Annotated in this window: 20 protein-coding genes; 2 read left to right on the top strand and 18 right to left on the bottom strand. The window is 59.5% G+C overall.

Annotation, left to right across the window (positions count from 1 at the left end; all coding sequences use genetic code 11):
- Nucleotides 1-55 precede the first annotated feature (55 nt).
- From ssuE to CFBP1590_RS16415, 16 genes are all read right to left on the bottom strand, one after another.
- Nucleotides 56-637, bottom strand: a complete 582-nt coding sequence (gene ssuE / locus CFBP1590_RS16490; RefSeq protein ID WP_088235522.1) for an NADPH-dependent FMN reductase — start codon at nucleotides 635-637, stop codon at nucleotides 56-58.
- 368 nt (nucleotides 638-1,005) lie between these two features.
- Nucleotides 1,006-2,094, bottom strand: coding sequence for a polysaccharide biosynthesis/export family protein (locus tag CFBP1590_RS16485; protein ID WP_004887073.1), 1,089 nt, complete (start codon nucleotides 2,092-2,094; stop codon nucleotides 1,006-1,008).
- 163 nt (nucleotides 2,095-2,257) lie between these two features.
- Nucleotides 2,258-3,667, bottom strand: coding sequence for an undecaprenyl-phosphate glucose phosphotransferase (locus CFBP1590_RS16480; RefSeq protein ID WP_069144392.1), 1,410 nt, complete (start codon nucleotides 3,665-3,667; stop codon nucleotides 2,258-2,260).
- A gap of 12 nt (nucleotides 3,668-3,679) precedes the next feature.
- A complete protein-coding gene (locus CFBP1590_RS16475; protein WP_088235521.1) occupies nucleotides 3,680-4,900 on the bottom strand; it encodes a glycosyltransferase family 4 protein in 1,221 nt (406 codons plus the stop codon).
- A gap of 73 nt (nucleotides 4,901-4,973) precedes the next feature.
- Complete coding sequence (locus tag CFBP1590_RS16470) at nucleotides 4,974-6,089, bottom strand: glycosyltransferase family 4 protein (protein WP_088235520.1); 1,116 nt, start codon at nucleotides 6,087-6,089, stop codon at nucleotides 4,974-4,976.
- Between the two features lie 18 nt (nucleotides 6,090-6,107).
- Entirely contained in the window at nucleotides 6,108-7,484 is a 1,377-nt protein-coding gene (locus tag CFBP1590_RS16465) for a hypothetical protein (protein ID WP_231991734.1), read from the bottom strand.
- An 88-nt stretch (nucleotides 7,485-7,572) separates the two neighbouring features.
- Entirely contained in the window at nucleotides 7,573-8,823 is a 1,251-nt protein-coding gene (locus CFBP1590_RS16460) for a glycosyltransferase family 4 protein (protein ID WP_058432100.1), read from the bottom strand.
- Nucleotides 8,820-9,821, bottom strand: coding sequence for a glycosyltransferase (locus CFBP1590_RS16455; RefSeq protein ID WP_088235518.1), 1,002 nt, complete (start codon nucleotides 9,819-9,821; stop codon nucleotides 8,820-8,822). The genes CFBP1590_RS16460 and CFBP1590_RS16455 overlap by 4 nt, the downstream gene beginning before the upstream one ends.
- Before the next feature lie 326 nt (nucleotides 9,822-10,147).
- Complete coding sequence (rfaH, locus tag CFBP1590_RS16450; protein WP_088235517.1) at nucleotides 10,148-10,660, bottom strand: transcription/translation regulatory transformer protein RfaH; 513 nt, start codon at nucleotides 10,658-10,660, stop codon at nucleotides 10,148-10,150.
- Between the two features lie 5 nt (nucleotides 10,661-10,665).
- Nucleotides 10,666-11,454, bottom strand: coding sequence for a WbqC family protein (locus tag CFBP1590_RS16445; RefSeq protein WP_058432102.1), 789 nt, complete (start codon nucleotides 11,452-11,454; stop codon nucleotides 10,666-10,668).
- Nucleotides 11,455-11,498: 44 nt separating this feature from the next.
- Nucleotides 11,499-13,715 carry a polysaccharide biosynthesis tyrosine autokinase gene (locus CFBP1590_RS16440; RefSeq protein WP_088235516.1) on the bottom strand — a complete coding sequence of 739 codons (2,217 nt, stop codon included), beginning with the start codon at nucleotides 13,713-13,715 and terminating at the stop codon, nucleotides 11,499-11,501.
- Nucleotides 13,716-14,168 (bottom strand): low molecular weight protein-tyrosine-phosphatase, encoded by a 453-nt coding sequence (locus tag CFBP1590_RS16435; RefSeq protein WP_004887099.1) that lies wholly within the window; start codon nucleotides 14,166-14,168, stop codon nucleotides 13,716-13,718.
- Nucleotides 14,158-15,099, bottom strand: a complete 942-nt coding sequence (locus CFBP1590_RS16430) for a glycosyltransferase family 2 protein (protein ID WP_088235515.1) — start codon at nucleotides 15,097-15,099, stop codon at nucleotides 14,158-14,160. Before CFBP1590_RS16430 ends, CFBP1590_RS16435 begins: the two co-directional genes overlap by 11 nt.
- Before the next feature lie 3 nt (nucleotides 15,100-15,102).
- Nucleotides 15,103-16,617: a lipopolysaccharide biosynthesis protein gene (locus tag CFBP1590_RS16425; protein WP_088235514.1), complete on the bottom strand. Its 1,515-nt coding sequence runs from the start codon at nucleotides 16,615-16,617 to the stop codon at nucleotides 15,103-15,105.
- A 5-nt stretch (nucleotides 16,618-16,622) separates the two neighbouring features.
- Nucleotides 16,623-17,744 carry a DegT/DnrJ/EryC1/StrS family aminotransferase gene (locus tag CFBP1590_RS16420; protein WP_088235513.1) on the bottom strand — a complete coding sequence of 374 codons (1,122 nt, stop codon included), beginning with the start codon at nucleotides 17,742-17,744 and terminating at the stop codon, nucleotides 16,623-16,625.
- Between the two features lie 45 nt (nucleotides 17,745-17,789).
- A complete protein-coding gene (locus CFBP1590_RS16415; protein WP_231991731.1) occupies nucleotides 17,790-18,566 on the bottom strand; it encodes a hypothetical protein in 777 nt (258 codons plus the stop codon).
- Between the two features lie 990 nt (nucleotides 18,567-19,556).
- On the opposite strand from CFBP1590_RS16415, the gene CFBP1590_RS16410 reads away from it, so the two are divergent.
- Both CFBP1590_RS16410 and CFBP1590_RS16405 read left to right on the top strand, forming a co-directional pair.
- Nucleotides 19,557-20,735: a cysteine desulfurase family protein gene (locus CFBP1590_RS16410; RefSeq protein WP_088235511.1), complete on the top strand. Its 1,179-nt coding sequence runs from the start codon at nucleotides 19,557-19,559 to the stop codon at nucleotides 20,733-20,735.
- Nucleotides 20,736-20,792: 57 nt separating this feature from the next.
- Entirely contained in the window at nucleotides 20,793-22,601 is a 1,809-nt protein-coding gene (locus CFBP1590_RS16405; protein WP_088235510.1) for an aminopeptidase P family protein, read from the top strand.
- 24 nt (nucleotides 22,602-22,625) lie between these two features.
- On the opposite strand, the gene CFBP1590_RS16400 is transcribed toward CFBP1590_RS16405, so the two are convergent.
- Together CFBP1590_RS16400 and rhtA are read right to left on the bottom strand one after the other, a co-directional pair.
- Nucleotides 22,626-22,940 (bottom strand): hypothetical protein, encoded by a 315-nt coding sequence (locus tag CFBP1590_RS16400; protein WP_004887113.1) that lies wholly within the window; start codon nucleotides 22,938-22,940, stop codon nucleotides 22,626-22,628.
- 173 nt (nucleotides 22,941-23,113) lie between these two features.
- Nucleotides 23,114-24,001, bottom strand: a complete 888-nt coding sequence (gene rhtA, locus CFBP1590_RS16395) for a threonine/homoserine exporter RhtA (protein ID WP_029241287.1) — start codon at nucleotides 23,999-24,001, stop codon at nucleotides 23,114-23,116.
- Nucleotides 24,002-24,096 lie beyond the last annotated feature (95 nt).

Raw genomic sequence — 24,096 nt, 5'->3', positions numbered from 1 at the left:
AGAATGAAGGCCTCCCAGAGTCCTGCGTTGTGCTGCGAGAGAAAAAATCAGCCAATCACAACGCCAACTGCAAATGCCCACCCGCCGCCTTGTGCCGTGCCTGAAGCCGGTGTTGCAGGCTCAGGTAAAAGTGTTCGAGCCCTTCGTTCAGCCGCTCGGTGAGGACTTCGTCCAGCGTGCCGCCTTCCTCGGTGTCGCCATAAGTGATCTGGGTATCGATGGCGAAGATGCCGTGCAGCACTTCCTGGGATTTGAGCGCTGACAGCACAGGCTTCAAGGCGTAATCCACCGCCAGCATGTGCGCGATGCTGCCGCCGGTTGCCAGTGGCAGCACCACCTTGCCGTGCAGGGCGCGCTCGGGCAGAAGGTCGAGCAGGGTTTTCAGCGCGCCGGAAAACGAGGCCTTGTAGACCGGCGTGCCGATCAGCAGACCGTCGGCCTGCCGGACCGCTTCGACAAATTCCAGTACTTGCGGACTGTCGAATTTCGCGAACAGCAAATCTTCGGCGTTGAAGTCACGAATGCGCAACGTGGTCACACTGACGCCGTGGCTTTGCAACCAGCGGCCAGCGTGAGCCAGCACAACGCCTGAACGGGATTTTGGGGAGGGACTGCCTGACAGTGAAACAACGAGCATGCGGGAATTCCTTGCGATAAGCGTAAGGCTGTAAAGCAGCTTGTGTGCCAGCGCGCTGTGCAGTGGCTTATGCCCTTGAAACGCTGGGCCGATGGTCTTTTACCCTTGAAAGCGTTCCTTGCACTGGCTGCTGAAAAGCCGGGCAACTGTTGAACAGCTGTTGCGCCAGCAACACTTAAGGTGACTTGAACCCAGTGCCTGGATTCACTGAATCAGCAGTCTGTGACATGTGTGACGCGGAGCGTCACGGGCTGCATGCCAACGCAAAGCATCGGCACGATCGGTGTCATCACTACAAAAGGCCAAACTGCAGGCAAAAAAATCCCTGCAACCGAAGTGGCAGGGATAAGGTTCAAACGTCGAGCGGATCAGTTACGGAAGGCGGCCCCGGTCTGTACCACGCTGGCCGAGCCGAGCAGTTGGCTGATGAAGCGGCTCCACCGCGTGATGTTGGCCGGGCCTACGAACACCACATCCTGGGCCTTGAGTTCGAACTGTCCGGCCAGCAGGTAGGCCGTAGGCTTCTTGGCGTTCAGGTGATACACGGTGGACGGTGCATTGGCGAAGTTCTCTGCGCCGCGGATCACATACACCGCGTCGCCATCGGCGCTGTCCGGACTCAGGCCGCCGGAATTGCCCAGCGCCTCGAGCAGGGTCACGTTGGTGGTGGCAAACGAAATCACCTGCGGATTACGCACTTCACCCAACACATAGATCTTGTTCTTGGAGGCGCTGTTGAGGTGCAGGTAGTCGCCATCCTTGAGGAAGACCTTACTGAGTTGCGAGCCTTTGCGGTTCAGCGAGTCGATGTCGATCATGTAATCACGGCCATCACGGCGCAGCGTCAGGCCTGCCAGGTTGGCGTCGGTCAGGTCGATGCCTGCGACGCTGATGGCCTGCACCAGGCTCAAAGGAATGTTGGTGATCGACTGCGGGCCAGGGCTTTTGAACGAGCCGGACAGCAGCACGCGCTGGCTGTTGTAGCGCAGCACTTTTACGTCGACCTTGACCTCGGTGTACTGCGGCGCAAGGCCCATGCGCAGTTGTTCACGAATCTGGCTGACGGTCTTGCCGCCCGCGCGGATCCTGCCGACGTACGGGAAAAACAGCGTACCGTCGCTCAGCACCTCGCGGGTATTGGCATCCAGTTGATCCTGCGAACCGGGCGCGGTCAGCTCGGGGTGTTCGAAGACGGTCACCAGCAGTGTATCGCCAGGCCCGACGATGTATTCGGGGGTCTTGTAGTTCAACAATTCGGCGGGTAAAGCCTTGGTATCCGTAGCGGTATTCTGCTGCTGTTGCTGCAGGGTTTTCGGGCTGATATCGACCAGTTGCGCCTTGGGTTCGTCCGGGTCGCTGGTGGTGACATCGCCGGGAGTCATGTGTTGGCCGGGAGCGAATACGCACCCCTGCAGGATCAGGGAGGAGAGCAGCAGGACAGCCAGGCTTCGATTCATGGGTGTGTTCCTTCGTGACGGTGCGCCTTGCACCTGAATGATTTCGTTACGTCCATTTCCACTACCGGCAGCAGCACCGGTCCACGTCGTGATCGTTTTTAGCGCGCGCACATACCTCCCTCCGGGCAAAGGCTGCCGGAGCCGTCGTCTAGTCAATGGAATGTCAGAAGGCGTTCTTGTTGAAGAAGCCCTTGAACAGCGTCAGCAGAATGATTTTCAGGTCCAGCCAGATCGACCAGTGCTCGATGTATTCCAGATCGAACTCGACCCGTTTGCGCATCTTGTCCAGCGTGTCGGTTTCGCCACGCCAGCCGTTGATCTGCGCCCAGCCGGTGATGCCCGGTTTGACCTTGTGGCGCAACATGTAGCCGCTGACCTGTCTGCGGTACTGCTCGTTGTGGGCCACGGCATGCGGACGCGGGCCGACGATGGACATGTCGCCGCGCAGCACATTGAAAAACTGCGGCAGTTCATCCAGCGACGTGCGGCGCAGGAACGCGCCCAGCGGCGTGATTCGTGTGTCATTGCGTGTGGCCTGGCGCACCACGTCGCCATTTTCCTGCACGTTCATGCTGCGGAATTTCCAGACCATGATGGGGCGGCCGTCCAGCCCGTAACGGCGCTGGCGAAACAGCACCGGGCCTTTCGACGTCAGCTTGATGGCCAGGGCGATCAACAACAGTGGAATCGCGATCAGCACCAGAATCAGGCTGGACAGCAGGATGTCTTCAGCACGCTTGACCACGCTCCAGGCGCCGTCCATGGGCGAGTCGAAAATACTGATGCTGGCCAGCCCGTTGATGCTTTCGCTGCGGGCATGCAACAGCTCGAACATGAACACGTCCGGTATCAGATACACAGAGGCGGTGGTGTCACTGAGGCCGGTGATCAGTTCACGCAGGTGCGGTTCGGCACTGAACGCCAGGGTGATGTACACCTTGTCGATCCGGCCCTGACGGGCGTCCTCGACCAGTTGCTCGAGATCGCCGAGCACCGGCACACGTCTGCCAGTGGCACTCAGGTTCATCTGCTGCGGATTCGAGTCGTAGAAGCCCAGCAGATTCAGGCCCATCCAGGGTGCGCTGGATATCGACTGGGCCAGCCGCTCACCGACCTGGCCGGTGCCGACAATTGCCACGCGCCTAGTGTTGAAACCATGACGTCGCAGGCTGTGCAACAGCAGGCGGATCAGCAGGCGATAACCACACAGGATCGCCAGCACCAGCGCGAACCAGGTCATCTGCCCGTCATCCGGCAGGTTGTCCCGGTTGAGCAGCAGATAATCCACCGACAACAGACTGATGAAGGTCAGCGCCCAGTAATTGAACACCTTGGTCAGCTCGCGCAGGATGCGCTCGCCGCGCCAGGAGCCGTAAAGCTGGTGGTACTCGCCGACCCAATGAAACACCAGTACAGCCAGAATGATATGCAGCCAGGCCTCGGTGCTGTCGATCATTGCCAGCCGGCTTTGCCAGTACCCGATCAGTACGATGACTGCCAGATCCAGCAGGCGGTGGGCGACCGACAGCGCTGACTGATGGGCATGCAGAATGCCGCGAACGGAGGTGCGCATGACGGTGCTCGCTCAAACGGATTTGATGGGAACGACTCGGGACGGCAACTCGCTGGCAAGACTCTGCGAGGTCTGGGGTGTCCAGGGCTGCGCAGGCAGGCGGGACAGGTGTGCGGCGGCCAAGTGGTCGTCGACGAAGGCTTTGACTTCCTGCTCGAAGCGGGCAATCGAGAACCGCTCGGCGTTGGCGCGACAGGCCTGTACGGTGATTCGCGCCTGCGCGCTTTCGAACTCGTTGACTGCTGCGATCAGTGATTCAACCGTCTGCTGCGGATAGAACACCCCGGTAGGATGTGGATGGTCCAGCCCGCGAACGGTCTCCAGTGCACCGCCCTTGCCGAAGGCGATCACCGGTGTGCCGCAGGCCTGTGCTTCCACCGGACTGATGCCGAAATCCTCTTCGGCAGCGAACACGAAGGCTTTGGCGGTGCGCATGTGCTCGATCAGGACGCTCGCCGGCTGGAAACCCATCAGCGTGATGTTGGGCGCGCGGCTCGCGATGGCCTGCGCCTTGGCCAGGTCAGGCCCGTCGCCGATCATGATCAGACGTTTGTCCGGCATGGCAGCGAAGGCTTCGACAATCATCGGCATGCGCTTGTAGGGCACCATGCGCGAGGCGGTGAAATAGAAGTCGCCGCGCGTGCCGTTGGCAGTGAACCCGAGCGTATCGACCGGTGGATAGATGACCGTCGATTCGCGTCGATACGCCTTGCAGATACGTGCGCCGATAAACCCCGAGTTGGCAATGAAGGCGTCCACGCCGGCCGAGGTGCGCTGGTCCCACAGGCGGATGTAATGCAGTATCAGCCGCGCCAGCCGGCCCTTGATGCCGGTGTTCAACCCCGCTTCGCGCAGGTACTGATGTTGCAGGTCCCAGGCATAACGAATCGGTGAGTGGATGTAACTGATGTGCAATTGATCCGGCCCGCTCAGCACGCCCTTGGCCACGGCATGGCTGCTGCTGATGATCAGGTCGTAACCGGACAGGTCCAGTTGCTCGATGGCCATCGGCATCAGGGGCAGATAGCGCTGGTAGCGTTTTCTGGCGTTTGGCAGGTTCTGGATGAACGTGGTGGTGGCGACCTTGCCGTGCAGGTGAGCGCGGTCCTCATCACTCAGAAAATCGATCACGGCAAACAGATCGGCTTCCGGCCAGATATTGATCAGTGAAGCCAGCACACGCTCGGCACCGGCATAAGTCACCAGCCAGTCGTGGACGATCGCAATTCTCATGGAGATTCCTTGCTGTATTCGCTCGCTCTACTGCAGGCGCGACAGGGCGCGTCTTGACGTTGCTGTTATTGGTTCAGGGTTTGCTTGAAGAGGATTCGGGACTGATGCGCTGTTTGCCGAGCAGCGCCGGTTCAGGTTCCAGCAGGGCATCGATGCGCTGGGAAAGGCGGTGCGCGGACAATTCCCAGGAAAAGCGTTTCACGTTGTTCAGCCCGTGCAGGCGCAACGCATCGCGCAGCGGGGCGTCAACCAGTACCCGGTGCATGGCCGCCGCCATGTGGCTGACGTCCAGCGGATCGAAATACAGCGCACTGGCCTGCAGCACTTCCGGAATCGAGGCAGCGTTGGCCGCCAGCACCGGGCAGCCGCACGCCTGCGCTTCGAGTGGCGGGATGCCGAAGCCTTCGTACAAGGAGGGAAACACAAACGCGGTCGCACCCTGATACTGCTCGATCAGTTCGGCGTCGCTGAGCCGCCCCAGAAACCGAATGCGTGGATCACGGCAGGCCAGGCGTTGCAGGTTGGGGTCGGCGAAGATGCCGGTGGCGGCGCCCACAATGTGCAACTGCAAGTCGTTGTGATCCCGCAGGCTGAGAAAGGCCTGGATCATGCGGTTGAAGTTCTTGTGCGCGGCGGGCGAGGACACCGCCAGCAGGTATTTCGCGGCATCGGGCTGCACGGCGCGTGGCCGGAAGCTGTCGCTCACCGCTGCCGGCACGATCAGCACCCTGTGTTCGGGGAACCCGTAAAACTGCGAGATCTCGCCTCTGGAGAAACTGCTGCTGGTCACCAGGGTCTTGATGCGCGATAGCAGGATCGGGGTGATGGTGCGGTAGGCCAGTCGGAAAAGCCGGGTATAGCTCTGCGGAAAACGTACGTAATTGATGTCGTGGTGGGTGGCGATCTGGTTGCGGTAGAACATCGGGCCAGTGCTGCTGATCGAGATCAGCAGCGGATTTTTCTGCCGCCGCAGGTACAGCGGCAGGTCGATCTGCTCCCAGAGATGACCCTTGTTATGACCGATGCACTGTACGTTCAGCGCTTTGGCACTTTCATGCAGTTTGATGCCGTGAGGCGCGACGAACACCAGATCGCTGCGCAGCTTTTTCAGCGCCATGCAGATCTGCTCGGCATAACGCTGAACGCCACTGACGTCCTGGGTGAGAAACCGTGAATTGATAAAGATCATCTCAAGCATCCTGCAAGGTCATGGTGATGTAGGTTGGATGCGGGTGCTTTTTTGAAGGGCTTGCGGCCTTCGATCCCGTTCTTGTTGGGCGAACAGCGCAGGCCTCATGCCCAGGCTGATGATTTTTGGAAATTCGTCGATCCGGACCTGGGCCGAACAGCGGGCTTCGGTGCAGTTCCAGGGCGTCTCGGTCTCGAAGCGGCCCTTTTCCGGCCGACCGCTGTCGATCATTTCAACGTTGCCGCGCTGCACGCTGCTGGCTTCGACATGGGTCAGGCGCGCCGCGCCGGTGGTCCAGGCCACCAGAATCTGCTCCTGCCCGCGGGTAAACCTGAGCAGGTAAGTCGAATCCATTTCCTGGCTTCTCTCGGCGTCGTATCGGTAATCCAGCAGGGTCCTGCTGATGGCCTTGAGTGTTGCGTAGGCAGGCTTCGCGCTCAGGTCTTTCCTGAGCAGGCCGAAGTTCTGCTGCGGGTCGTCATCGTCAGTGCCGCTGTCGATCAGTCCGTGCCACCAAAGCCCCTTGATCTCCGGCAGCGTTCGGGCGAGGAAAAAGCTGCGGGCCAGAAAGGCGGCCTGGTGCTGTTCGCTGACGCTGCATTCACTGGTGCCGGTCGGCCAGCCCATCTCGGTCAGGTAAAGCGGCACCGGACGGGTCGCCAGTGCGCGAAGGTCGGCATCGATCCAGCGCAGCCAGGCAATCCAGCGTTCGGGCGTGTGGCGCTGTTCGGTCCGGCAATGCACATAGGGATGCAAGGACAGCCCATCCACCTGATCGAGCAGGCCGTTCTGGATCAGTCGCTCGGCGAACCCCAGCTCCATCCCGAGGCTGGTTACGGCGCCGGCCAGAATCGTGACCGGCTTTTTCTGTGCTCTGATGCGGACCACGGTTTCCTCGACCAGCGTGCTGTAGTCCTTCGCCGCCCAGGCATCGACTGGGTTTTCCCGGTCCCACTCGTTCCAGATTTCGTAAAGATCGACCCGGTTGGCCAGTTCCTGTGTGACGAAACTCACGTAGTTGCCGAATGCCTGGCGCACGACGGGATGACGCGGTTTTGCGTGGTTGTCATAAAAGGGGCTGCCGTAACCCAGCATCAGCAGCGGCCTCAAGTGATGCTGGCGAACCCTGTTCAGGTAGGCCTGCCAGACCGGATCGATGCGCAGAAAGCCGCGCCTGGGTTCGACATGCGTCCAGTAGGCACTGTCGCGTACCGAGTTGACGCCTGCGCGCTCCAGCAAATCGAGCGCCTGCGTCGGCAGGCGATCGCTGCTCATCAGTTGCGTGTCGACGCCGATGATGAATTGTTCCTCGCCCGTGGCGAAAAGGCTGGTGAACAGCCCCAGCAGAAAGACCGTCAATGATCGTCGTCGACGGGGTGCGGGTGGCTTTGACATGTCTTGTCTCAGTCGGGAAGCACGCTGCGCCGCAGGGTCTGGCGGAGCACGTGCCGATGAAGGTCACTGCGCCGGGAATGGCCCGACCCTAGACAGGGTTGTACTGACGCTGGTCGGGCGTTGTGATGCTGTCCAGCACGGTCTGGGCAAAGAGCGTCTCGTACTGGTCCAGCATCAGGTCCAGATTCAGCAGCGACGCGACGCTGTTGCGCGCTTGGGCACTGAGGCGCGCCAGCAGGCTGGGCTGCTGGTGCAGCTTGAGCATCGCCAGCCCCAGCGAATCGGGATCGTCCGGGCTGCACAACAGACCGTTGAGCTGGTCCTGGATGATTTCCTTCAATCCACCCATGCGGCTGGCGATGACCGGACGGGAATAGGCGCAGGCCTCCACCGCCACCATGCCGAAAGGCTCGTTCCAGATGGACGGCACCACCGCCACGTCGATCTGGTTGTAGAACGTTTCGGGCTTCTGATAACCGACAAAACTGATGTTCGGTGAAGTCACCATGGCCTTGAAGCGTTTCTCATCGTTGATCTGCCCGCGTCCGGCGATCTGCAGCGTCGCGTTGAATGGCAGATGCTGGAACTGATCGATCAGCCAGCCCACGCCCTTGGAATCCGACAGAGTGCCCAGATAGCCGAAGCGCAATGGCGCGTTGGTCGGCTCTGCCGTTTGCGGATCAATAATGCGCTGCTGTGGCAGGGCCATCGGGATGGGACTTGCGTTGTGCACCACGTAGCCTTTGGCGCCCTTGAAATAACCTTGGGCCTGCAAGGTGTCGAGCATGTACTGGCTGACGCCTACCACCGTGCTGACCTGGGCTGAACGCTCGTCATGGCCCTTGCGAAACTGCTTGCACATCACGCATTGGCGCTGGCAGCTGTGGCCTTTCTTGAACATGGTGCTGCTGGGGCAGAGCAGATAGAGGTCGTGAAGCACCTGAACGATGGGGCGGCCTGACGCAGTGATTTCATCCCATGCCGAGACCGACCAGCCGGTCAGGTTATGGCACACCACCAGGTCCGGCTGCTCCATCTCCATCACCTGACTAACGTACTCGCGCATGCCCACGTTGTAGCGGTCACGCAGGTGCCAGCCGAGTCGGATCAGGCGGCCGGGCCGCTGCGCCGTGAAATGCCAGTACAGGTTATGCAGACCGGCGCGGTAGACCTTGATCTGGTTGACCGCCGTCATGTGCAATCCCGGCTGATCGGTGGTGGCCAGCACGGCGACCGCGTGGCCGCGTTTCTGCAGGCCTTCGACGGTGCGCTGCAAAATGATTTCCGCGCCGCCGCCGATGTCGGGTGCGTAGAGGCTGCTGATAAAGAGAATTTTCATAGAGGATATGACCTGTTGAGGCCCAGCACGCCAGCCTCGCCATCGTTGATGGCCTGCTCGATCAGGCTCAGACGCTGTCCGGCATCACAACGCCTGGCGATCACGCGCAGCAGGCAGAAAAACACCCAGCGGTTGAGTCTGTAGAGCAGAGGGGACGACGCCCAGACGTTTTTATCGAACCAGGCCTGGTTGCGTGCGCCGTAATAGGCGCGCAGATCCGAGCCGGCCAGCAAATAGTTTTCGTAGACATTGCGGGTGCGCGCCTTGATGTTCCAGGAGTCTTCCAGGTCATCGAGCAGCGCCTCGGGCACCAGATAAATCCGCCCGCCACCGGCGGTGATCCGCCAGGTGTATTCACTGTCATCGGCGTACAGCTTCAGCGCTTCCAGCGGCAGGCCGATCTTGATGTAAAGGCTGCGGTGGGCCAGCAATCCACCGTAAGTGGCAAAGGGCAACTGCACGGTCTGCGGCACAGTGTGATCGGCCGCAGGCTTGCCCCAGGGCAGACGGCGCCAGATCTTGTAAGGCAGCTGGGCGATGTGAAAACCGAAGAAGCTGGACCTCAGTTGAACCGCGAATCGTCGGGGTACGCCTGCTGCGATGTCAGCCTGATGCGTGGGACGAAACCCGAGCACCGCCGTCTTGTCCCGGCCATCGATGACCTCTCGCTGGTGGAGATGATGGTGAAGCACTTCGATGGCGTTGATGGTAGGTGCGTTGTCGTCATCCATCAGCCAGATGTATTCGGCCCCGGCATCCAGCGCGGCCTGGATGCCGACTGAATAACCGTGTGCCGAACCGGTGTTGTGTTCCAGCCGGACGACTTCGACCTGACCCGGCCACTTGCTGCTCAGATTCTGCAGCGGCGCGACCGAAGCGTTACTGACGATGATGACCCGCTCGATCAGCGGGCTTTCCAGCGAACGGCTGACCAGCGTGTGCAGATAGTTGAAACGATCACCATAGGTGAGCGTCACCAGAGTGGTCCGGTGGGTCATGGTCTGTTTCCGGTGGTGGCGTGAAGGGGACTGTCGATGGTCGTGGTGTGAGTGGCTGGCAGGCACGCGCTTATTGAATGACGGCGATCTCATGTGAGACGCGCCACCACGTCTTCGACGTAGCGCTGTCCAGCAGCAAACCCCTGACTGTGGGAGGCGGCTTGCCGGCGATTCGGTCGACGCGGTATGTCAGGAAAAACATGTCATCGTTCATCGTCGGCAAGCCGCCTCCCACAAAAAGCCTGTTCACTCAGCAGATCACGTGTTGTTGATAAGAGGCGATGTCTGTTGCCAGACCTGGTGTTACTGCTGCACTGCGCGAACGCTCAAACCCGCGCTTCCATCCGTGCCAGACTGCTGATCGGCAGGACGACTTTCTGCTGACGTTGCAGCATGTTGAGCAGGATCACGGCGCGTTCGGTGCCGTCGGTGGCCAGGAAGATGGCTTCGACGTCGCAAAAACCACCCGCCTTGATCAGCACCGACTCGCCCTGGGTAAACACCATTCTTGGCGCCGGTGCAGACAACCGCTGGCGGATCTGCTCGATCAACTCGTCACGCACCGGCACCGGGTGTTCGCCGAAGGTGACAATGCGTGCCACTCCACGTGTCGAGCGGATCGGGTACCAGTTGTCATGCACCTGATCCATGCGGATGAACAGGTAGCCCGGGAACAGTTCCTCTTCGACCGAAGTCCGGTTGTTGCGCTTTCTTTCCCCCGACTTGAGTGGCCGGTAGCACTCGAAATGCTGGCGCTGCAAGTGCTCCTCGGCACGGGCTTCCTGGCGGGGTTTGGTCTGGATCAGATACCAGCGGGCGGGACGTTCGGATAAGGACATGGGACTCACTCCGCTGCCAGTTGCGAGGAAGGGAGAAGTGTTGGGTCCTGACCGATCCGCACGAACGGATCGTTGGCAACCTGCAGATCGTGGGTCGTGCACTGGCTCAGCAGCGCCTGAATCTGTTCCAGGCTGTTGAACATCAGCACGTCAATGATCGACAGGTCACTGACGAAGGGCTGGCCCAGTTGCGGGTACGTGACGGGGCGCATGGAGAAAAAGCGCAGCAGCAGACCGTTGCGGGCAAAGCGGTCGCGGTCGTAAAGCTGCATGCCGCCCAGCGGGTTGAGCACCGAGGTGGCGGACAGCGCGTGTGCGACCCGGATCACCCGATCCTGCCTGTCGGTACATTGGTTGATCCTCAGGTCGGAGCCGCGAATGATCGGCGTATCGATCTGCAGATAAGCGCACAGCTCACGCAAGGTGTTTTCCGCATACAGCGCCAGGTTGTGTTGCGGATGGCGGATCAATCGCTCCAGCAACGGCATCACCTGCGCAAAGTACGGCGCCCGGCGATAGTTCTGAGCGATGACATTGATCAGCCGACTGGCTTCGTCGGAAAAATTGTCGATCAGGCTGCGCTGCATGATGGGCAGCTCGAAGTGATCCTTCTTCAGCGGGAAGGTGATCAGTCGGGCCTGGCCGTTGCTCAGGATCCGGTTGCGGTTCACCCAGCCCGCCCGGATGTACTGCAGGTCGTCGCCCAGGACGAAGACATCAGCGGCTGCGATCAACTGGAAGTAGCCCAGATAGGGAAACAGGTAGGGCTGCATCATTGCTACGGTTCTGGCCATGATTAATTCCTTTTAGGGCTTGAAGAGAGCGTTATCCGGGGCGTTCACTTGTTGACGGGGTGGTAGTTGTAGCCATACGCAGCGCAGTCGTAGTCCGAGGTGGTTGCCTTGCGGACCACGGCGTTGAAGATGGCGCCTTTGATCAGAATACCGTTCTGGCCGAGCCGGCGTTTGCAGGCCTCGATCTCCTTGAGCGTGGTGATGCCGAAGCGTGCGACCAGCAGGCAGGTGCCCGCCTGACGGCCGACCAGCGTGGCATCGGTTACCGCGAGGATGGGCGGGGTGTCCACCAGGATCAGGTCGTACAACGGCGAGAGCTCGGTGAGCATCTTGTTGAAGTTGTCATGCATCAGCAGCTCGGAAGGGTTGGGCGCCGCGAAGCCGCAGGAGATAAAGTCCAGATGGCGAATCTGGGTGTGATTGATGACCTCGGTGCATTTCAGGCGGGCGGCCAGCGTGTCGGACAGACCGTGCTTGGGCTGCAGGCCGAAGATTCGGTGCAGGTAGCCCTTGCGCATGTCGGCGTCGATGAGCAGTACGCGTTTGCCGGTCTGGGCAATGATCGCTGCCAGGTTGCTGGACACGAACGACTTGCCAGCGCCAGGCGACGGGCTGGAAATCATCAGCACGTTGTTGCGCGCTTCGAGCATCGCGAAATGCAGGCTGGTGCGCAGGCTGCGCAAAGACTCGATAGCCAGTTCATTGGGCGCCGCAATGCTCAGCAGCTTTGATTCCTTGGGCGCGCCGCCGCCCTTGGTGGTTTTCTCCAGACGGTCCTGCTGGCGGGAGTAGGGCAGCGACGCGTACACCGGCATGCCGCTGTTTTCGATGACCTCGGCGCTTTCCACGCCGCGGTAGAAGGCCTGGCGAACAAAGATGATGGTCACCGCCACCAGTGCCCCGACCAGCGTGGCCAGCAGCACAACCAGCGTCTTCATCGGCTTGACCGGCCGTTCGACGTTGGTGTCGGCGTTGTCGATCACCCGCACGTTACCGATGCTTCCTGCGCGCAGAATGTCCTGCTCCTGGCTCTTGTTGAGCATCAGGGTGTAGGTCTGGCTGGTGACCTGCATGTCGCGGGTCAGACGCAGCAGTTCCTGTTGCGTCATCGGCAGGGCCTCGATCTTCTTCAGCAAGCCCTGTTTCTGCTGTTCAAGCTGGCTCATCTGACTCATCAGGCTGCGATAGGTCGGGTGTTCCTGGGTGTACAGCCGTTCGATCTCGACGCGCTTGAGCTTGAGTTCCGACAGCATCGAGTCCAGCTTGACCACCTGATCCAGCACACCTTTGGTCTCGATGCTCAGGTCCACCGATTTGGCACTGGTCTGAAAGTTGTTCAGGGCCACTTCGGACTCTTCCAGCTGCTTGCGCACCATGGGCAGTTGCGAGCGCAGGAACTGCAGGCGCTGTGCGGCTTCGGCCGAGCTGCGCTCAACGTTCTGACGCACATAGAGGTGGCTGACCTCGTCCAGAATCTTGTTGGCCTTGTCGGCGTCCTGATCCTCGATGGACAGATAAATGATCCCTGAATCCTTGCCTGCTTCGGTGATCTTCAGGCGATTCTGGTAGATCAGTGCCGAGGTCAGGGTTCGCTGGCGCGAAATGGTGAATTCGGTGCCCGGGTGCGCATGCAAGACAGCGACCTGAATTTTCACGCCGTTACCCTCGACGATCCGGTTGATGGCGCCACTGAGCAACAGGTTGTGATCGCTGTCGTACAGCGAAAACTGTCCGGGGTTACCTGCCACCAGCGTCAGCTTTTCGCCCAGCAGGGCTTCAGGCACTTCCAGCTGGAAGACATCGATTTTCTCGCCACCCCAGGCGTATTGGGTCAGGCCAAACAGCGGTTCGGCCAGCGCACCGTCGTAGTCAGGCTTGAACGTGCGATAGAGATAGGGACCGATGACCGGAAAGAAATCGGGCGTCTGGACCAGATTCAGTTTCAGGTCGTCTACCACCTTGCCAAGCAGGGCTCGGGATTTGATCAGCTCGATTTCAGTGGTGGCCTGGGACACCGACGACGGCTTGTTGTTGACCTCGGGTGTGCCCTCGATGCCGACTTTCTTCGGCTCGATTTGAATCATCGCGCTGGCCTGGAACACCGGCGTGGCGAGAATCGCATACGCAAGCCCGGCCAGGAAAAACAGGCTGACAGTCCAGATGATCAAGGCCTTGTGATCGAACAACATGCGCAAGATAGTTGCCAGATCGATCCGGGTGTCCTGGTAGTAGTCCAGGGAGGGACGGTTCATGACGGTCATTTATCTTGTTTCTCCTGACTGAAGATGGGGGAGCCAGTCATCGATGCATCGCGAGAGATGCTGATAGGTCTGTTCAAAGGCTGACTTGGGTCGTCGATACGGGTCTGCTATTTCCAGCGTGTGCTGCCATTTGCCGAGCAGGAAGGTTCTGCCGCGCACTTCCGGCGCCAGCTTGAGAATTCGCGAAAAATGCGCCTGCTCCATGAGCAGGATCAGGTCCGCCTGATGCAGCAGATGCCGGTTCACCTGTCGCGCCTCATGGCGGCGGGTCGGCACCTGATGCGATTGCAGGACGGCCTTGGCCAGCGGATCCATGGCCGAGCCGGACAGGGCGGCAATGCCTGCCGACTGAATGCGCACTTCCGGGTCTGCCAGGCGGTGACGCAACAGCGCGACAGCCATCGGGCTGCGGCAGATGTTGCCAACGCACACCACCAGCACGTTACTGAACATGGGCTTTGCCGGTGCCGGACCAGAGTCGTTTGCTCAGGTTGACGGCAAAGTTGCGCGCCACCATCAACAGCGTCTGCAGCTTATGGCGCGGCTCCAGCGCCGACAGCGACAGGCAGACCGTCTGCATCAGGAAGTATTCGTACAGTGCCTGGTTACCCAGGCGGTTGTAGTAGTTGGCCAGGCTCGAGCAGGTCTGCAGACTCATGTGCAACTTGCGTTTGTCGCTGCGCATCGAGAACACGCCGCCCGGATGCAATCGGTAAGCAGCCGGCTTGATCTCGGCGATGAACTTGCCCTTGCCGTAGGCACCCAGCAGCGACCACCAGCACAGGTCGTTCAACGGCGCGATGCGAATGTGCAGTTCGGGCGGCATGGCGCTGAACACGTTGCGAAAGCAGGTGGTCAGGGTCGAAATGCGGCGCGCCTTCTGCAGTTCCAGGCTGGTGGCGTCGGCGCGCAGATCACCTTGCAACTGAATGCCGTACTGGCCGTTCTCGTCGAATGCGAACGCGTCGTGGTAGGTAATGACGTAGTCGGGATGACTCTCAAGAAAGTCCACCTGCAGTTGCAGCTTGCGCGGGTCGGTCCAGTAGTCGTCGGCCTCGCAGTAGGCGATGTAACGCCCACGCGCCTTGGCGAACAGATTCGGTACACAGGGGATGCCCTGGCTGTACTGGTTGGTCTGTTGATAGAAGGCCCGGATGATCGTCGGGTGGCGTTCGGTGTACTGGGCAATGATACGGGCCGTGCCGTCGGTGGACGCATCGTCGTGGACCAGAATCTCGTAGCTGAACGAGGTTTGCTGGGACAGAAAGCCATCCAGCGTCTGGGCGATGAACGCTTCCTGATTGTAGGCCGGGCAAACGATACTCAGCAGCGGCGGCTGGTGCTCCGGACGCGTCGTGCCGGTTTTTTTTGCAGTGACATCCATGGCTCATGTACTCGGTTTGCTGAACAAGATGTAGATCTTCAATGCCAGTGGCTTGTAGCTCGCGGCGACCACCGCAAGGGTGATGAAGCCGCTCGCCGCCAAGGCCAGAAACAGGCTGGTGCGGCTCTGACCGGCGATCAGGTCGAACACCGGCTGACTGATGAAAAGGCCCGCTGCGGTCATCACACTGATGCGCAGGATGTCGCGCAGCCACTGACCATGAATGCCCGGTGCGAGACGTTGATGGACGATCATCGGCCAGATGGCGAACGACGCTGCACGCAGAAAGAACCAGGCCAGCGCTGCGCCGTATACGCCTTGAAAGTGAATGGCCAGAAACAGGGTCGGCACGGTGATGACGGCTGAAATGACGCTGTACCAGAGGTGCAGGTGCATCTGGCCGTAGGCGTACTGCAGGTAGAACTGAAAGGCGCTGGCCGCCATGATCGCGCTGCCCAGCGCGTACCAACTCAGGATCGGCCGGCTCCAGCGCGCGGCGTCTGCATCGCCTGTCCAGGCGAGCACCAGCGGTTCGGCATGCAGCGCAATGACTGCCGCCAGTGGAAACAGAAAGGTGCAGACGAAACGGTGGGCCGCCAGAAACAGGGCGTGCATGTCGTCGCGTCTGCCTTCGGCCATCAGTACGGTCAGGCGCGGCAGCAGGGTCTGCACCAGCGGGTTGGTCAGCATCATGATGCCGGTGGTCATCAACGCCACCAGCGAGAAATAACCGTACTGGTCCAGCGGCAGCAGACTGGACAGCAACGCCTTGTCCATCTGGGTCAGCACGATCCACAACACCGCGCTGAGCGACATGCTCGCCGCGAACGGCAGAATCGGCCTGACCCGTTGCCAGTCGAAACCGTTGGACCAGTGTGCAACCGGCATTTGCTGCCAGGCCCGGGTCGCGAAGATCAAGGCTTCGATCAGCCCCACGACGACCTGAAATTCGAAGAAGTCCTGCGGGTCCTGCGAGAACTGGCTGACCAGCACCAGGCCGCCGAAATAGCGCAGGGTGGCAATCAGCACGTTGACTGCGTTCAGCCAGGCATGCTGCTCAAGGCCCTGGATACCGCTTTTGTACAGGGTCGAATACAGCCGCAGCGCAATCACCACGCCCATCAGGCCGATGCAGTTGATCAGCGTCTGTGGTTGCAGCGTATTGGCGTTGAGCCAGTGGGTCGCAATCCACGAGCTGGCCAGGTAGATCGTCGTGCAACTGATGATCGCCATCGGCAGGAACATCAGCTCGAAGGAACGCAGCAGACGGCCCGCCGCATGTTCACTGGCAGGCGCTCCCTGTCCATGAGCCACGGCACGCACCAGGCTGGGTGACAATCCTGCGTCGAGCAGTTGCAGCCATGCCTGCAGCACGGTAAAGAACCCGATCAGTCCATAGACTTCGGCGCCAAGATGGCCGAGGTAGAAGGGCAGGATCAGAATTCCGACCAGCAGGACGTAGGCCTGACCGACGTAGTTCAGGGCGGTGTTGCGAATCACGGACCGTTTGCTGGACATGTCTATCAAATGACCTGGGCAATGACAGGGCTTTGGTAACTCAGGCGGTCCAGGCTGCAGGATTCGAGCAGGGTCTGGATGATCCGGTCCTGGTCGTCCTTGAGCAGACCGGGATAGATCGGCAGGCACAGCACGCGCTCGCTCAACGCGCGAGAGACGGGCTGCCCTGGCTGCGGTTGCAGGTACTCGAGGGTGTCGAGCGACGGATAGAAGTAGCGCCGAGGGTTGATCTCGCGCAGGTTGAGCGCCGACCGCACCTCCAGCAGCGCCTGTTCGTCACGCAAACCTATCGGGTAATAGCTGTGGTTCAGCTCGCTGTCGGCCTGCGGCTCCTGCAGGTCCAGATAGTTTTCCAGTCGCGAGGTATAGCGATGGGCAATTTCGGCTCGTTCTTCGAGGATGTTCTCGATGTTGTCCAGAATGCACAGCCCCATGGCCGCCGAGAACTCGTTGAGCTTGGCGTTGATGCCGATGCCGTCGATCTTGTCGACGTCGGCAATACCGAAATTGCACAGCAGGCACGCGCGTCTGGCCAGTTCGTCATCATTGGTGATGATCGCGCCGCCTTCGATCGTGTGGAACAGCTTGGTCGCATGAAAACTGAGCGTGCTGATATCACCCCGGTTGAGCACTGACTGACCGGCGTGACGTACGGCAAACGCATGGGCGCCGTCATACACAACCTTGAGTTTGTGCCTGCGTGCGATCTCCTCGATTGCGTCCACCGCGCACGGATTACCGAACACATGTGTGCCGACGATTGCGGTGGTGTCTTCTTCGATACGGCTTTCGATGTGCCGGGGCGAGATGTTCCAGGTGGCGGGATCGATATCGGCAAAGATCGGCCGTATGCCTTCCCACTGCAACGAACTGCTGGTCGCCACGAAGCTGAACGGCGTCGTCACTGCACTGCCACTCAGGCCCAACGCGCGGTACGCCACCTGCAGGGCGAGCGTGCCGTTATTGGTTAGGATGATGTGCCGGACCCCCAGGTATTCCTTGAGCCTGCTTTCAAGCTCGCCGGCCAGCGGACCGTGATTGGTCAGCCAGCCGCGTGCATAGATCCCCTCGACATACCGCTTGAACTTGTCGATATCACCAAGGTAAGTCTTGGTCACGTTAATCATCGAAGCCTCCATGTTCCTGTGTATCACTGTGTAGCGAGGGTTGATTCAGAGCATTGGCGATTGCCGTGTATCGGTTTCCGGAGGCGAAATGCCGGTCTGCGCGCTGACGCGTGCAGCCCGTTGCTGGGTATGGTCGAGAATCAGGCGGGTCACCCGGCTGCCACTGTGTGGGTCACCGAAATGGAAGATCGCCGTCGCACGTTTAAGACCCGTGCCGCAGGCCTGATTGGCGTGCAGCGTGCGATAACCCCAGAACAGGTAGATATCGCCGGGTTGCAGTTTCAATACCTTGGGCTTGAGCCATTCGTGCCTGATCGCAACCCGCATGGCCCAGCGCGTGAGGCGGTTTTGCAGCAGCGACTTCTCGATGATGTTGAGCGCGATGTGTTGGCGGACGTTGCGCAGATTGGGGAACAGCATCAGATCGCCGCACTCCTCTCCCTCGGTCGGGATGTAGATCGGAATCAGTGCGGTCACCAGACTGGCGTCGTAGTGAAAGCAATTGGACTCACGCAACCCCTGTTCGCCCTGAACGCAGCGCAACACAGGAAAGATCTGATCGCTGATGCTTTGCCGGTGTGCGCCATGCTCATAAAGCAGGCCCAGCAGGTGTTTGAATTCAGGCGTCGACCACAGACTGGCCAACAGACTTTCACTCAGTGCAGTTTCACCGTGATAGGCGAAGTACTCACCGGGATGCTGCGAAGCCTGTCGGTCGGTAAAGGCTCTTAACTGCTCAAGGTCGGTGTCGTTGAGTACGTTCTTTAATCGTGCGAAACCCTGGGTATCCATGTCTTGGGCCAAGTGTTGAACATGTTGCATATCGAAATCGGGTAGGCAGGGCATTCAGTGGCACCTCGGTTCAGGGGAGGCGGACAACCAAATACATACAACTGGCTGCTGAGTGGAAAAACGGTCTATCGGGCACGCTACCGCCCGAATCATGCGATCCATGCTCTACATCTATCCAACGAATGCCCACGCGACACTTTTTGAACCGACGGCACGTGGCAGATTGCTTCAGGCAATGCTACCGCCACACCGAGCGCGCTCAGTAAATGCAAGGCTTTTATGAGTCAACAGACATCCACCAGCGCCGATAAGGCACTGTGGAAACAACTAACTTCGCGGGCAGAACAACAAATAGCGACAGCTTGACAACATCCAGCGCAGTGCACTGTGGCATTAGCGTACAAACCAGGAGGTGTCTGACAGTGCTATATATTGGTAGCGTCAGCGATTCTGTCAAATTATTTCGTCAGCTTTCTGTTAAATTTTTGATAAATGGTTTCACGCAATTATTAACCCATTGATTTTATTGGGCGTCAAAAAACAAACATTATACAAAGCCTGTGAGTTGACAGTTTTCAGGCGTCTTTACAGTGCGTGATTCCTGTCAACGCAGTGATCGAAGACTGACTCAAATTAATCACTGTTTGCAGTTGTCTCAATTGACGATAAAGCGGGTTTTATTATTGGTGTGTGCCTGAAGTGACGGTGAGTGCAGTCAAGTGGGGCGTTTTGCGGGAGTGGAAGATGCGCCTGGGCATGGCGCGCTGCCGAACTTTCTGAAAACCCCGGCAGTATCGGACAGATGGCAGAGCGGCTGTCGCTGGTGGCGACCCTCTATCAATTCTCTGGAACGCAGTCTGCGATGCGTCTTATATTCATAAAAAGAATATATAAATATCATTTGATAATTTTTGGTTCTATGTTGAATCGTGCATGATGGCCTCACAGGCCTGGTTGCGATGACTCTTTAGCGAGTTCGAATATTTCATCGCACAGGCCGCGCCAGTCAGAGGAACCGTCATGAAAGAGTCAGCCCTGTATTTCGATTACGCCGCCACCACGCCTGTCGACGAGCGCGTCATCAAGGTGATGGTCGAGTGCCTGGGTCTCTCGGGCAATTTCGGGAATCCCGCTTCCAGTTCCCATGGCTTCGGACGGAGTGCTCGCCTTGCTGTTGAGAACGCTCGTCAACAGGTCGCAGGTCTGGTGGGTGCTCAGGCCTCACAGATCATCTGGACCTCCGGAGCGACAGAGTCCAACAATCTGGCCCTGAAGGGTGTCGCTCAGGAACGGGCAGGGCGCCTTGGCAAGCCCGGCGGGCACATCATTACCAGTCAGATCGAACACAAGGCTGTGCTCGATACGGCGCAGCAGCTGCAGGCAGGTGGTTTCACCGTCACGTACCTGGTGCCTGATGCCGATGGTCTGATCAGCGCCGATGCCGTCAGTGCTGCCGTGCGTGAGGACACCTTTCTGGTGTCATTGATGCTGGTCAACAATGAACTGGGAACGGTCAATGACATCGCCGAGATCGGTCGGCGGGTTCGCGGTCACGGCGCGTTGCTGCATGTCGATGCGGCACAGGGCGCGGGCAAGATCGGGATCGATCTGGGCAGCCTTGCAGTCGACCTGATGTCATTTTCCGCTCACAAGATCTACGGGCCCAAAGGCATTGGTGCCTTGTACGTCGGCCCCCGCGCGGAGCAGCGAGTTCTGGCGCAGATTCATGGCGGTGGACATGAATCCGGATTGCGTTCCGGTACCCTGGCCACCCATCAGATTGCGGGTATGGGCGCTGCGTTTGCGTTGGCAGGCGAGACGTTTGGCCAGGAACTCCTCGAAATCGAGCGCCTGAATGGCCTGCTTATCGAGCAACTGCGTGGCATTCCCGGTCTCTGTATCAATGGCAGTCCTTCAAAAAGGATTGCCCACACGCTGAGCCTCACATTTGGTAACCATGATTTGAATGCCGCTGCACTGGCGCAGCACCTCGCGTTCTCTTCGACATCGGCGTGCAATTCAGCCAAAAATACCCCCTCGCACGTATTGATTGCACTGGGTCTTAGCCCTCAGGCAGCCAGTCAGACCATCCGTCTGAGCATCGGGCGCTTTACCCGCGAGCAGGATATCCGCCGTGCTGCCGAGGCGATTCGTGCAAGCGTCATCCAGCCTGCTTTCTGGGCGGTTGCTCACGCTTGAGGAGTGCTCCATTATCTGACGGGTGATAGCAGCCATTTTCGGTCAGCAGGAGAACCAATGAGTACGCAAGCGAGCGCCAGTAACACCGTGGCAGAACGATTGGCGCTAACGCGCGCCTTGATGAGCAGGGAGCGCATCGATGCCTATCTGGTGCCGTCGGCAGACCCTCATCTCTCCGAATATCTGCCCGGTTACTGGCAAGGGCGCCAGTGGTTGTCGGGTTTTCATGGCTCCGTGGGCACGCTGATCATTACCCAGAGTTTCGCTGGCGTGTGGGCGGACAGTCGCTATTGGGAACAGGCCACCAAGGAACTGGCCGGCAGTGGCATCGAACTGGTCAAGCTGATTCCCGGTCAGCAGGGGCCACTGGAGTGGCTCGCTGATCAGGCGACTGCCGAGACCGTGGTTGCGGTTGACGGTGCTGTGCTGGCGGTGGCGTCTTCACGCACTCTGGCGAGCAAGCTGTATGCGCGCGGTGCCCGGTTGCGGACCGACATCGATCTGCTCATCGAGCTCTGGCAGGATCGCCCGGCGTTGCCGGCCAGCCCGGTCTACGAACATCTGCCGCCCCAGGCATCGGTCTCGCGCCGCGACAAGCTGACTCTGGTGCGCAAGGCGATGAGCGAAAAGGGCGCGGACTGGCATTTCGTTCCGACGCTGGATGACATTGCCTGGCTGTTCAATCTGCGCGGTTCCGACGTTTCGTACAATCCGGTGTTTATCTCGTTCACCCTGATTGGCCCGCAAAGCGTCACATTGTTTGTCGACTCGAAGAAAGTGAGCGCCGAGGTCCTTCGCCATCTGGAGCAGGATGGCGTCAACCTGATGGAGTACACGCAAATCGGTGCCGCGTTGCGTGAGCTGCCAAAGTCGGCACGGCTGCTGGTCGACCCGGCTCGCGTGACTTGCGGGCTGCTGGACTATCTGGACAGCGAAGTCACCCTGGTCGAAGGGCTGAATCCAAGCACCTTGCTGAAGTCGCAGAAGACCGAGGCCGACACCGGGCATATTCGTCAGGCCATGGAGCAGGATGGAGCAGCGCTCTGTGAGTTCTTCGCCTGGCTGGACAGCGCGCTGGGGCATCAGCCGGTCAGCGAACTGACCATCGATGAGAACCTGACTGCGGCGCGCGAACGCCGTCCGGGTTACATTTCTGCCAGTTTCGCAACCATCGCAGGCTTCAATGCCAATGGTGCCATGCCGCATTACCGTGCCACCGAAGCCGAACACGCGCAGATCGAAGGTGACGGCCTGTTGCTGATCGACTCTGGCGGACAATACCTGGGGGGCACGACAGATATCACCCGTATGGTCGCGATAGGCACGCCCTCCCTCGAGCAGAAGCAGGATTGCGCCCGCGTGCTGAAAGGCGTTATCGCGCTTTCGCGTACACATTTCCCCAAGGGCATTCTTTCGCCTCTGCTGGACGCCATTGCCCGTGCACCGCTCTGGACCGAGGGTGTCAACTACGGTCATGGCACCGGTCATGGAGTCGGCTATTTCCTGAACGTACACGAGGGGCCGCAAGTCATCGCCTATCAGGCACCGGCCACCCCTCAGACGGCCATGCTTGCGGGCATGATCACGTCAATCGAGCCGGGAACCTACAGGCCGGGACGCTGGGGCGTGCGTATCGAGAATCTGGTGATCAACCAGGATGCGGGGAAGACCGAGTTCGGTGAGTTTCTGAAGTTCGAAACCTTGACCCTTTGCCCGATCGATACGCGATGCATCGAGCTTTCGATGCTGAGTCTTGAAGAGCGGCAGTGGCTCAATGATTACCACGCGCACGTCAATCAACGTTTAAGCCCGCTGCTTGAAGGCGCTGCGCTGCAGTGGCTGCAGGCGCGAACCGCTGCGATCTGATCAAGGGTGTCGGTTGCCGCGGTCTCAGGACTTCGGCAACTCATTGCTCAGCGACGAGCCTTTTTTACACACGATGATCATGCTGCGACTGGTGTAGCCGGCCGGATTGAGGCCGAACGGGTAATCCTCCGGCTCTGCCTCTGTGTCACCCGACTTGGCGATGACCCTGAATGTCCCTGACTGGCAGGTATTGGTCGCGAGTTCGTAACATTTGGCCCAGGACGATGAAAGCCCGGAGCAGTTGATGTGAATCCCGCGCTTGGTCTGCTTGACGGGTTTCGAGGTTGCCGCACAACCCGCCATGGCCAGAACGGCCACCGCGATAAAGATGAATTTCATTCCTTTCCTTAAGCAAACCATTACTTGAGCGCCTTACGTGCCTGAGTTTCTTATTATGCGTTTCGTAGATGACACACAGACCGAATCTCGAAAATGAGATGGGCTACGGCCTAAACATGGCTCAAGCGCGTGACAATTACCAGTGCCTTGTGACTGGTTCCTGAGAAAGACGTTCAGTCCGCGGGCACCAGCTGGGGTTTAGCCGGTGTCGAGCCCAACGTCGCTCCAATCGAGGCGACGATGATTGCGCCGATGGCCAGCCACTGAGTGAGCGACAGATCCTCATGAAGAAAAATCAGCCCTGACAGCGCCGCAAATACCGGCTCCAGACTGGCGAGCGTGCCGAAGGTGCGTGCCGACATCCGGGTCAGTGCAACCATTTCCAGGCTGTAGGGCAGGGCAGTCGAGAGAACCGCGACGCCCAGTGCGGCGGGGATAAGCGAAACATCCAGCAAGGAGGCCCCCGCATGCACCACGCCAATGGGCGCTATGAAGAGGGCTGCGATCGTGACGCCCAACGCTGCGGTCTGAATGCCGTTATCTGCGCCGGCTTTCTGCCCGAACAGGATATAGGCCGCCCAGCAGATGCCTGCTCCCAATGCATAACCTGCTCCCACCAGATCGATACTTGCACTCGATTCTCCTATAGGGATGAGCAGCAGGAGGCCGATCACCGCCAGGGCCACCCAGAGAAAGTCGATTGCCTTGCGCGACGCCCACAGAGCCACTGCCAAAGGCCCCGTGAATTCGAGTGCGACGGCGATACCCAGCGGTACGGTCTGCAATGACATATAGAAGAGCATGTTCATGCTGCCCAGCGAAATACCGTAGAGCATTACCGTGCGCAACGACTTCGCCGTCAGACGCGCGCGCCACGGCCGCAATACTAATAGAAGAATCAGGCTGGCAAAGATAAGGCGCAGCGCGGTCGTTCCCTGGGCGCCGACTACCGGGAAAAGGCTCTTGGCCAGAGATGCACCGCTCTGGATCGATATCATTGCGATGATCAGCAACCCCAGAGGGAATAAAAGGGGTGCGATGTTGCTGGGTTTGGCAGACATGTCGGTAAAGCGTCCTGTCAGGGCGGTGAAGTGAGGCATGTACATGATGCTGAATAATCGCCTTTTGGGCAATATATTGCGCATCTGAGTATTCC

The sequence above is a fragment of the Pseudomonas viridiflava genome (genome assembly GCF_900184295.1).
GTDB classification, from domain to species: domain Bacteria; phylum Pseudomonadota; class Gammaproteobacteria; order Pseudomonadales; family Pseudomonadaceae; genus Aquipseudomonas; species Aquipseudomonas viridiflava.
This window is presented reverse-complemented; position numbering and strand designations above follow the sequence as displayed.

Bases quoted from the DNA above. Each gene is read 5' to 3' on its own strand.
- ssuE (WP_088235522.1), bottom strand. From the start codon at position 637: ATGCTCGTTGTTTCACTGTCAGGCAGTCCCTCCCCAAAATCCCGTTCA.
- CFBP1590_RS16485 (WP_004887073.1), bottom strand. From the start codon at position 2,094: ATGAATCGAAGCCTGGCTGTCCTGCTGCTCTCCTCCCTGATCCTGCAG.
- CFBP1590_RS16480 (WP_069144392.1), bottom strand. From the start codon at position 3,667: ATGCGCACCTCCGTTCGCGGCATTCTGCATGCCCATCAGTCAGCGCTG.
- CFBP1590_RS16475 (WP_088235521.1), bottom strand. From the start codon at position 4,900: ATGAGAATTGCGATCGTCCACGACTGGCTGGTGACTTATGCCGGTGCC.
- CFBP1590_RS16470 (WP_088235520.1), bottom strand. From the start codon at position 6,089: ATGATCTTTATCAATTCACGGTTTCTCACCCAGGACGTCAGTGGCGTT.
- CFBP1590_RS16465 (WP_231991734.1), bottom strand. From the start codon at position 7,484: ATGTCAAAGCCACCCGCACCCCGTCGACGACGATCATTGACGGTCTTT.
- CFBP1590_RS16460 (WP_058432100.1), bottom strand. From the start codon at position 8,823: ATGAAAATTCTCTTTATCAGCAGCCTCTACGCACCCGACATCGGCGGC.
- CFBP1590_RS16455 (WP_088235518.1), bottom strand. From the start codon at position 9,821: ATGACCCACCGGACCACTCTGGTGACGCTCACCTATGGTGATCGTTTC.
- rfaH (WP_088235517.1), bottom strand. From the start codon at position 10,660: ATGTCCTTATCCGAACGTCCCGCCCGCTGGTATCTGATCCAGACCAAA.
- CFBP1590_RS16445 (WP_058432102.1), bottom strand. From the start codon at position 11,454: ATGGCCAGAACCGTAGCAATGATGCAGCCCTACCTGTTTCCCTATCTG.
- CFBP1590_RS16440 (WP_088235516.1), bottom strand. From the start codon at position 13,715: ATGACCGTCATGAACCGTCCCTCCCTGGACTACTACCAGGACACCCGG.
- CFBP1590_RS16435 (WP_004887099.1), bottom strand. From the start codon at position 14,168: ATGTTCAGTAACGTGCTGGTGGTGTGCGTTGGCAACATCTGCCGCAGC.
- CFBP1590_RS16430 (WP_088235515.1), bottom strand. From the start codon at position 15,099: ATGGATGTCACTGCAAAAAAAACCGGCACGACGCGTCCGGAGCACCAG.
- CFBP1590_RS16425 (WP_088235514.1), bottom strand. From the start codon at position 16,617: ATGTCCAGCAAACGGTCCGTGATTCGCAACACCGCCCTGAACTACGTC.
- CFBP1590_RS16420 (WP_088235513.1), bottom strand. From the start codon at position 17,744: ATGATTAACGTGACCAAGACTTACCTTGGTGATATCGACAAGTTCAAG.
- CFBP1590_RS16415 (WP_231991731.1), bottom strand. From the start codon at position 18,566: ATGCAACATGTTCAACACTTGGCCCAAGACATGGATACCCAGGGTTTC.
- CFBP1590_RS16410 (WP_088235511.1), top strand. From the start codon at position 19,557: ATGAAAGAGTCAGCCCTGTATTTCGATTACGCCGCCACCACGCCTGTC.
- CFBP1590_RS16405 (WP_088235510.1), top strand. From the start codon at position 20,793: ATGAGTACGCAAGCGAGCGCCAGTAACACCGTGGCAGAACGATTGGCG.
- CFBP1590_RS16400 (WP_004887113.1), bottom strand. From the start codon at position 22,940: ATGAAATTCATCTTTATCGCGGTGGCCGTTCTGGCCATGGCGGGTTGT.
- rhtA (WP_029241287.1), bottom strand. From the start codon at position 24,001: ATGTCTGCCAAACCCAGCAACATCGCACCCCTTTTATTCCCTCTGGGG.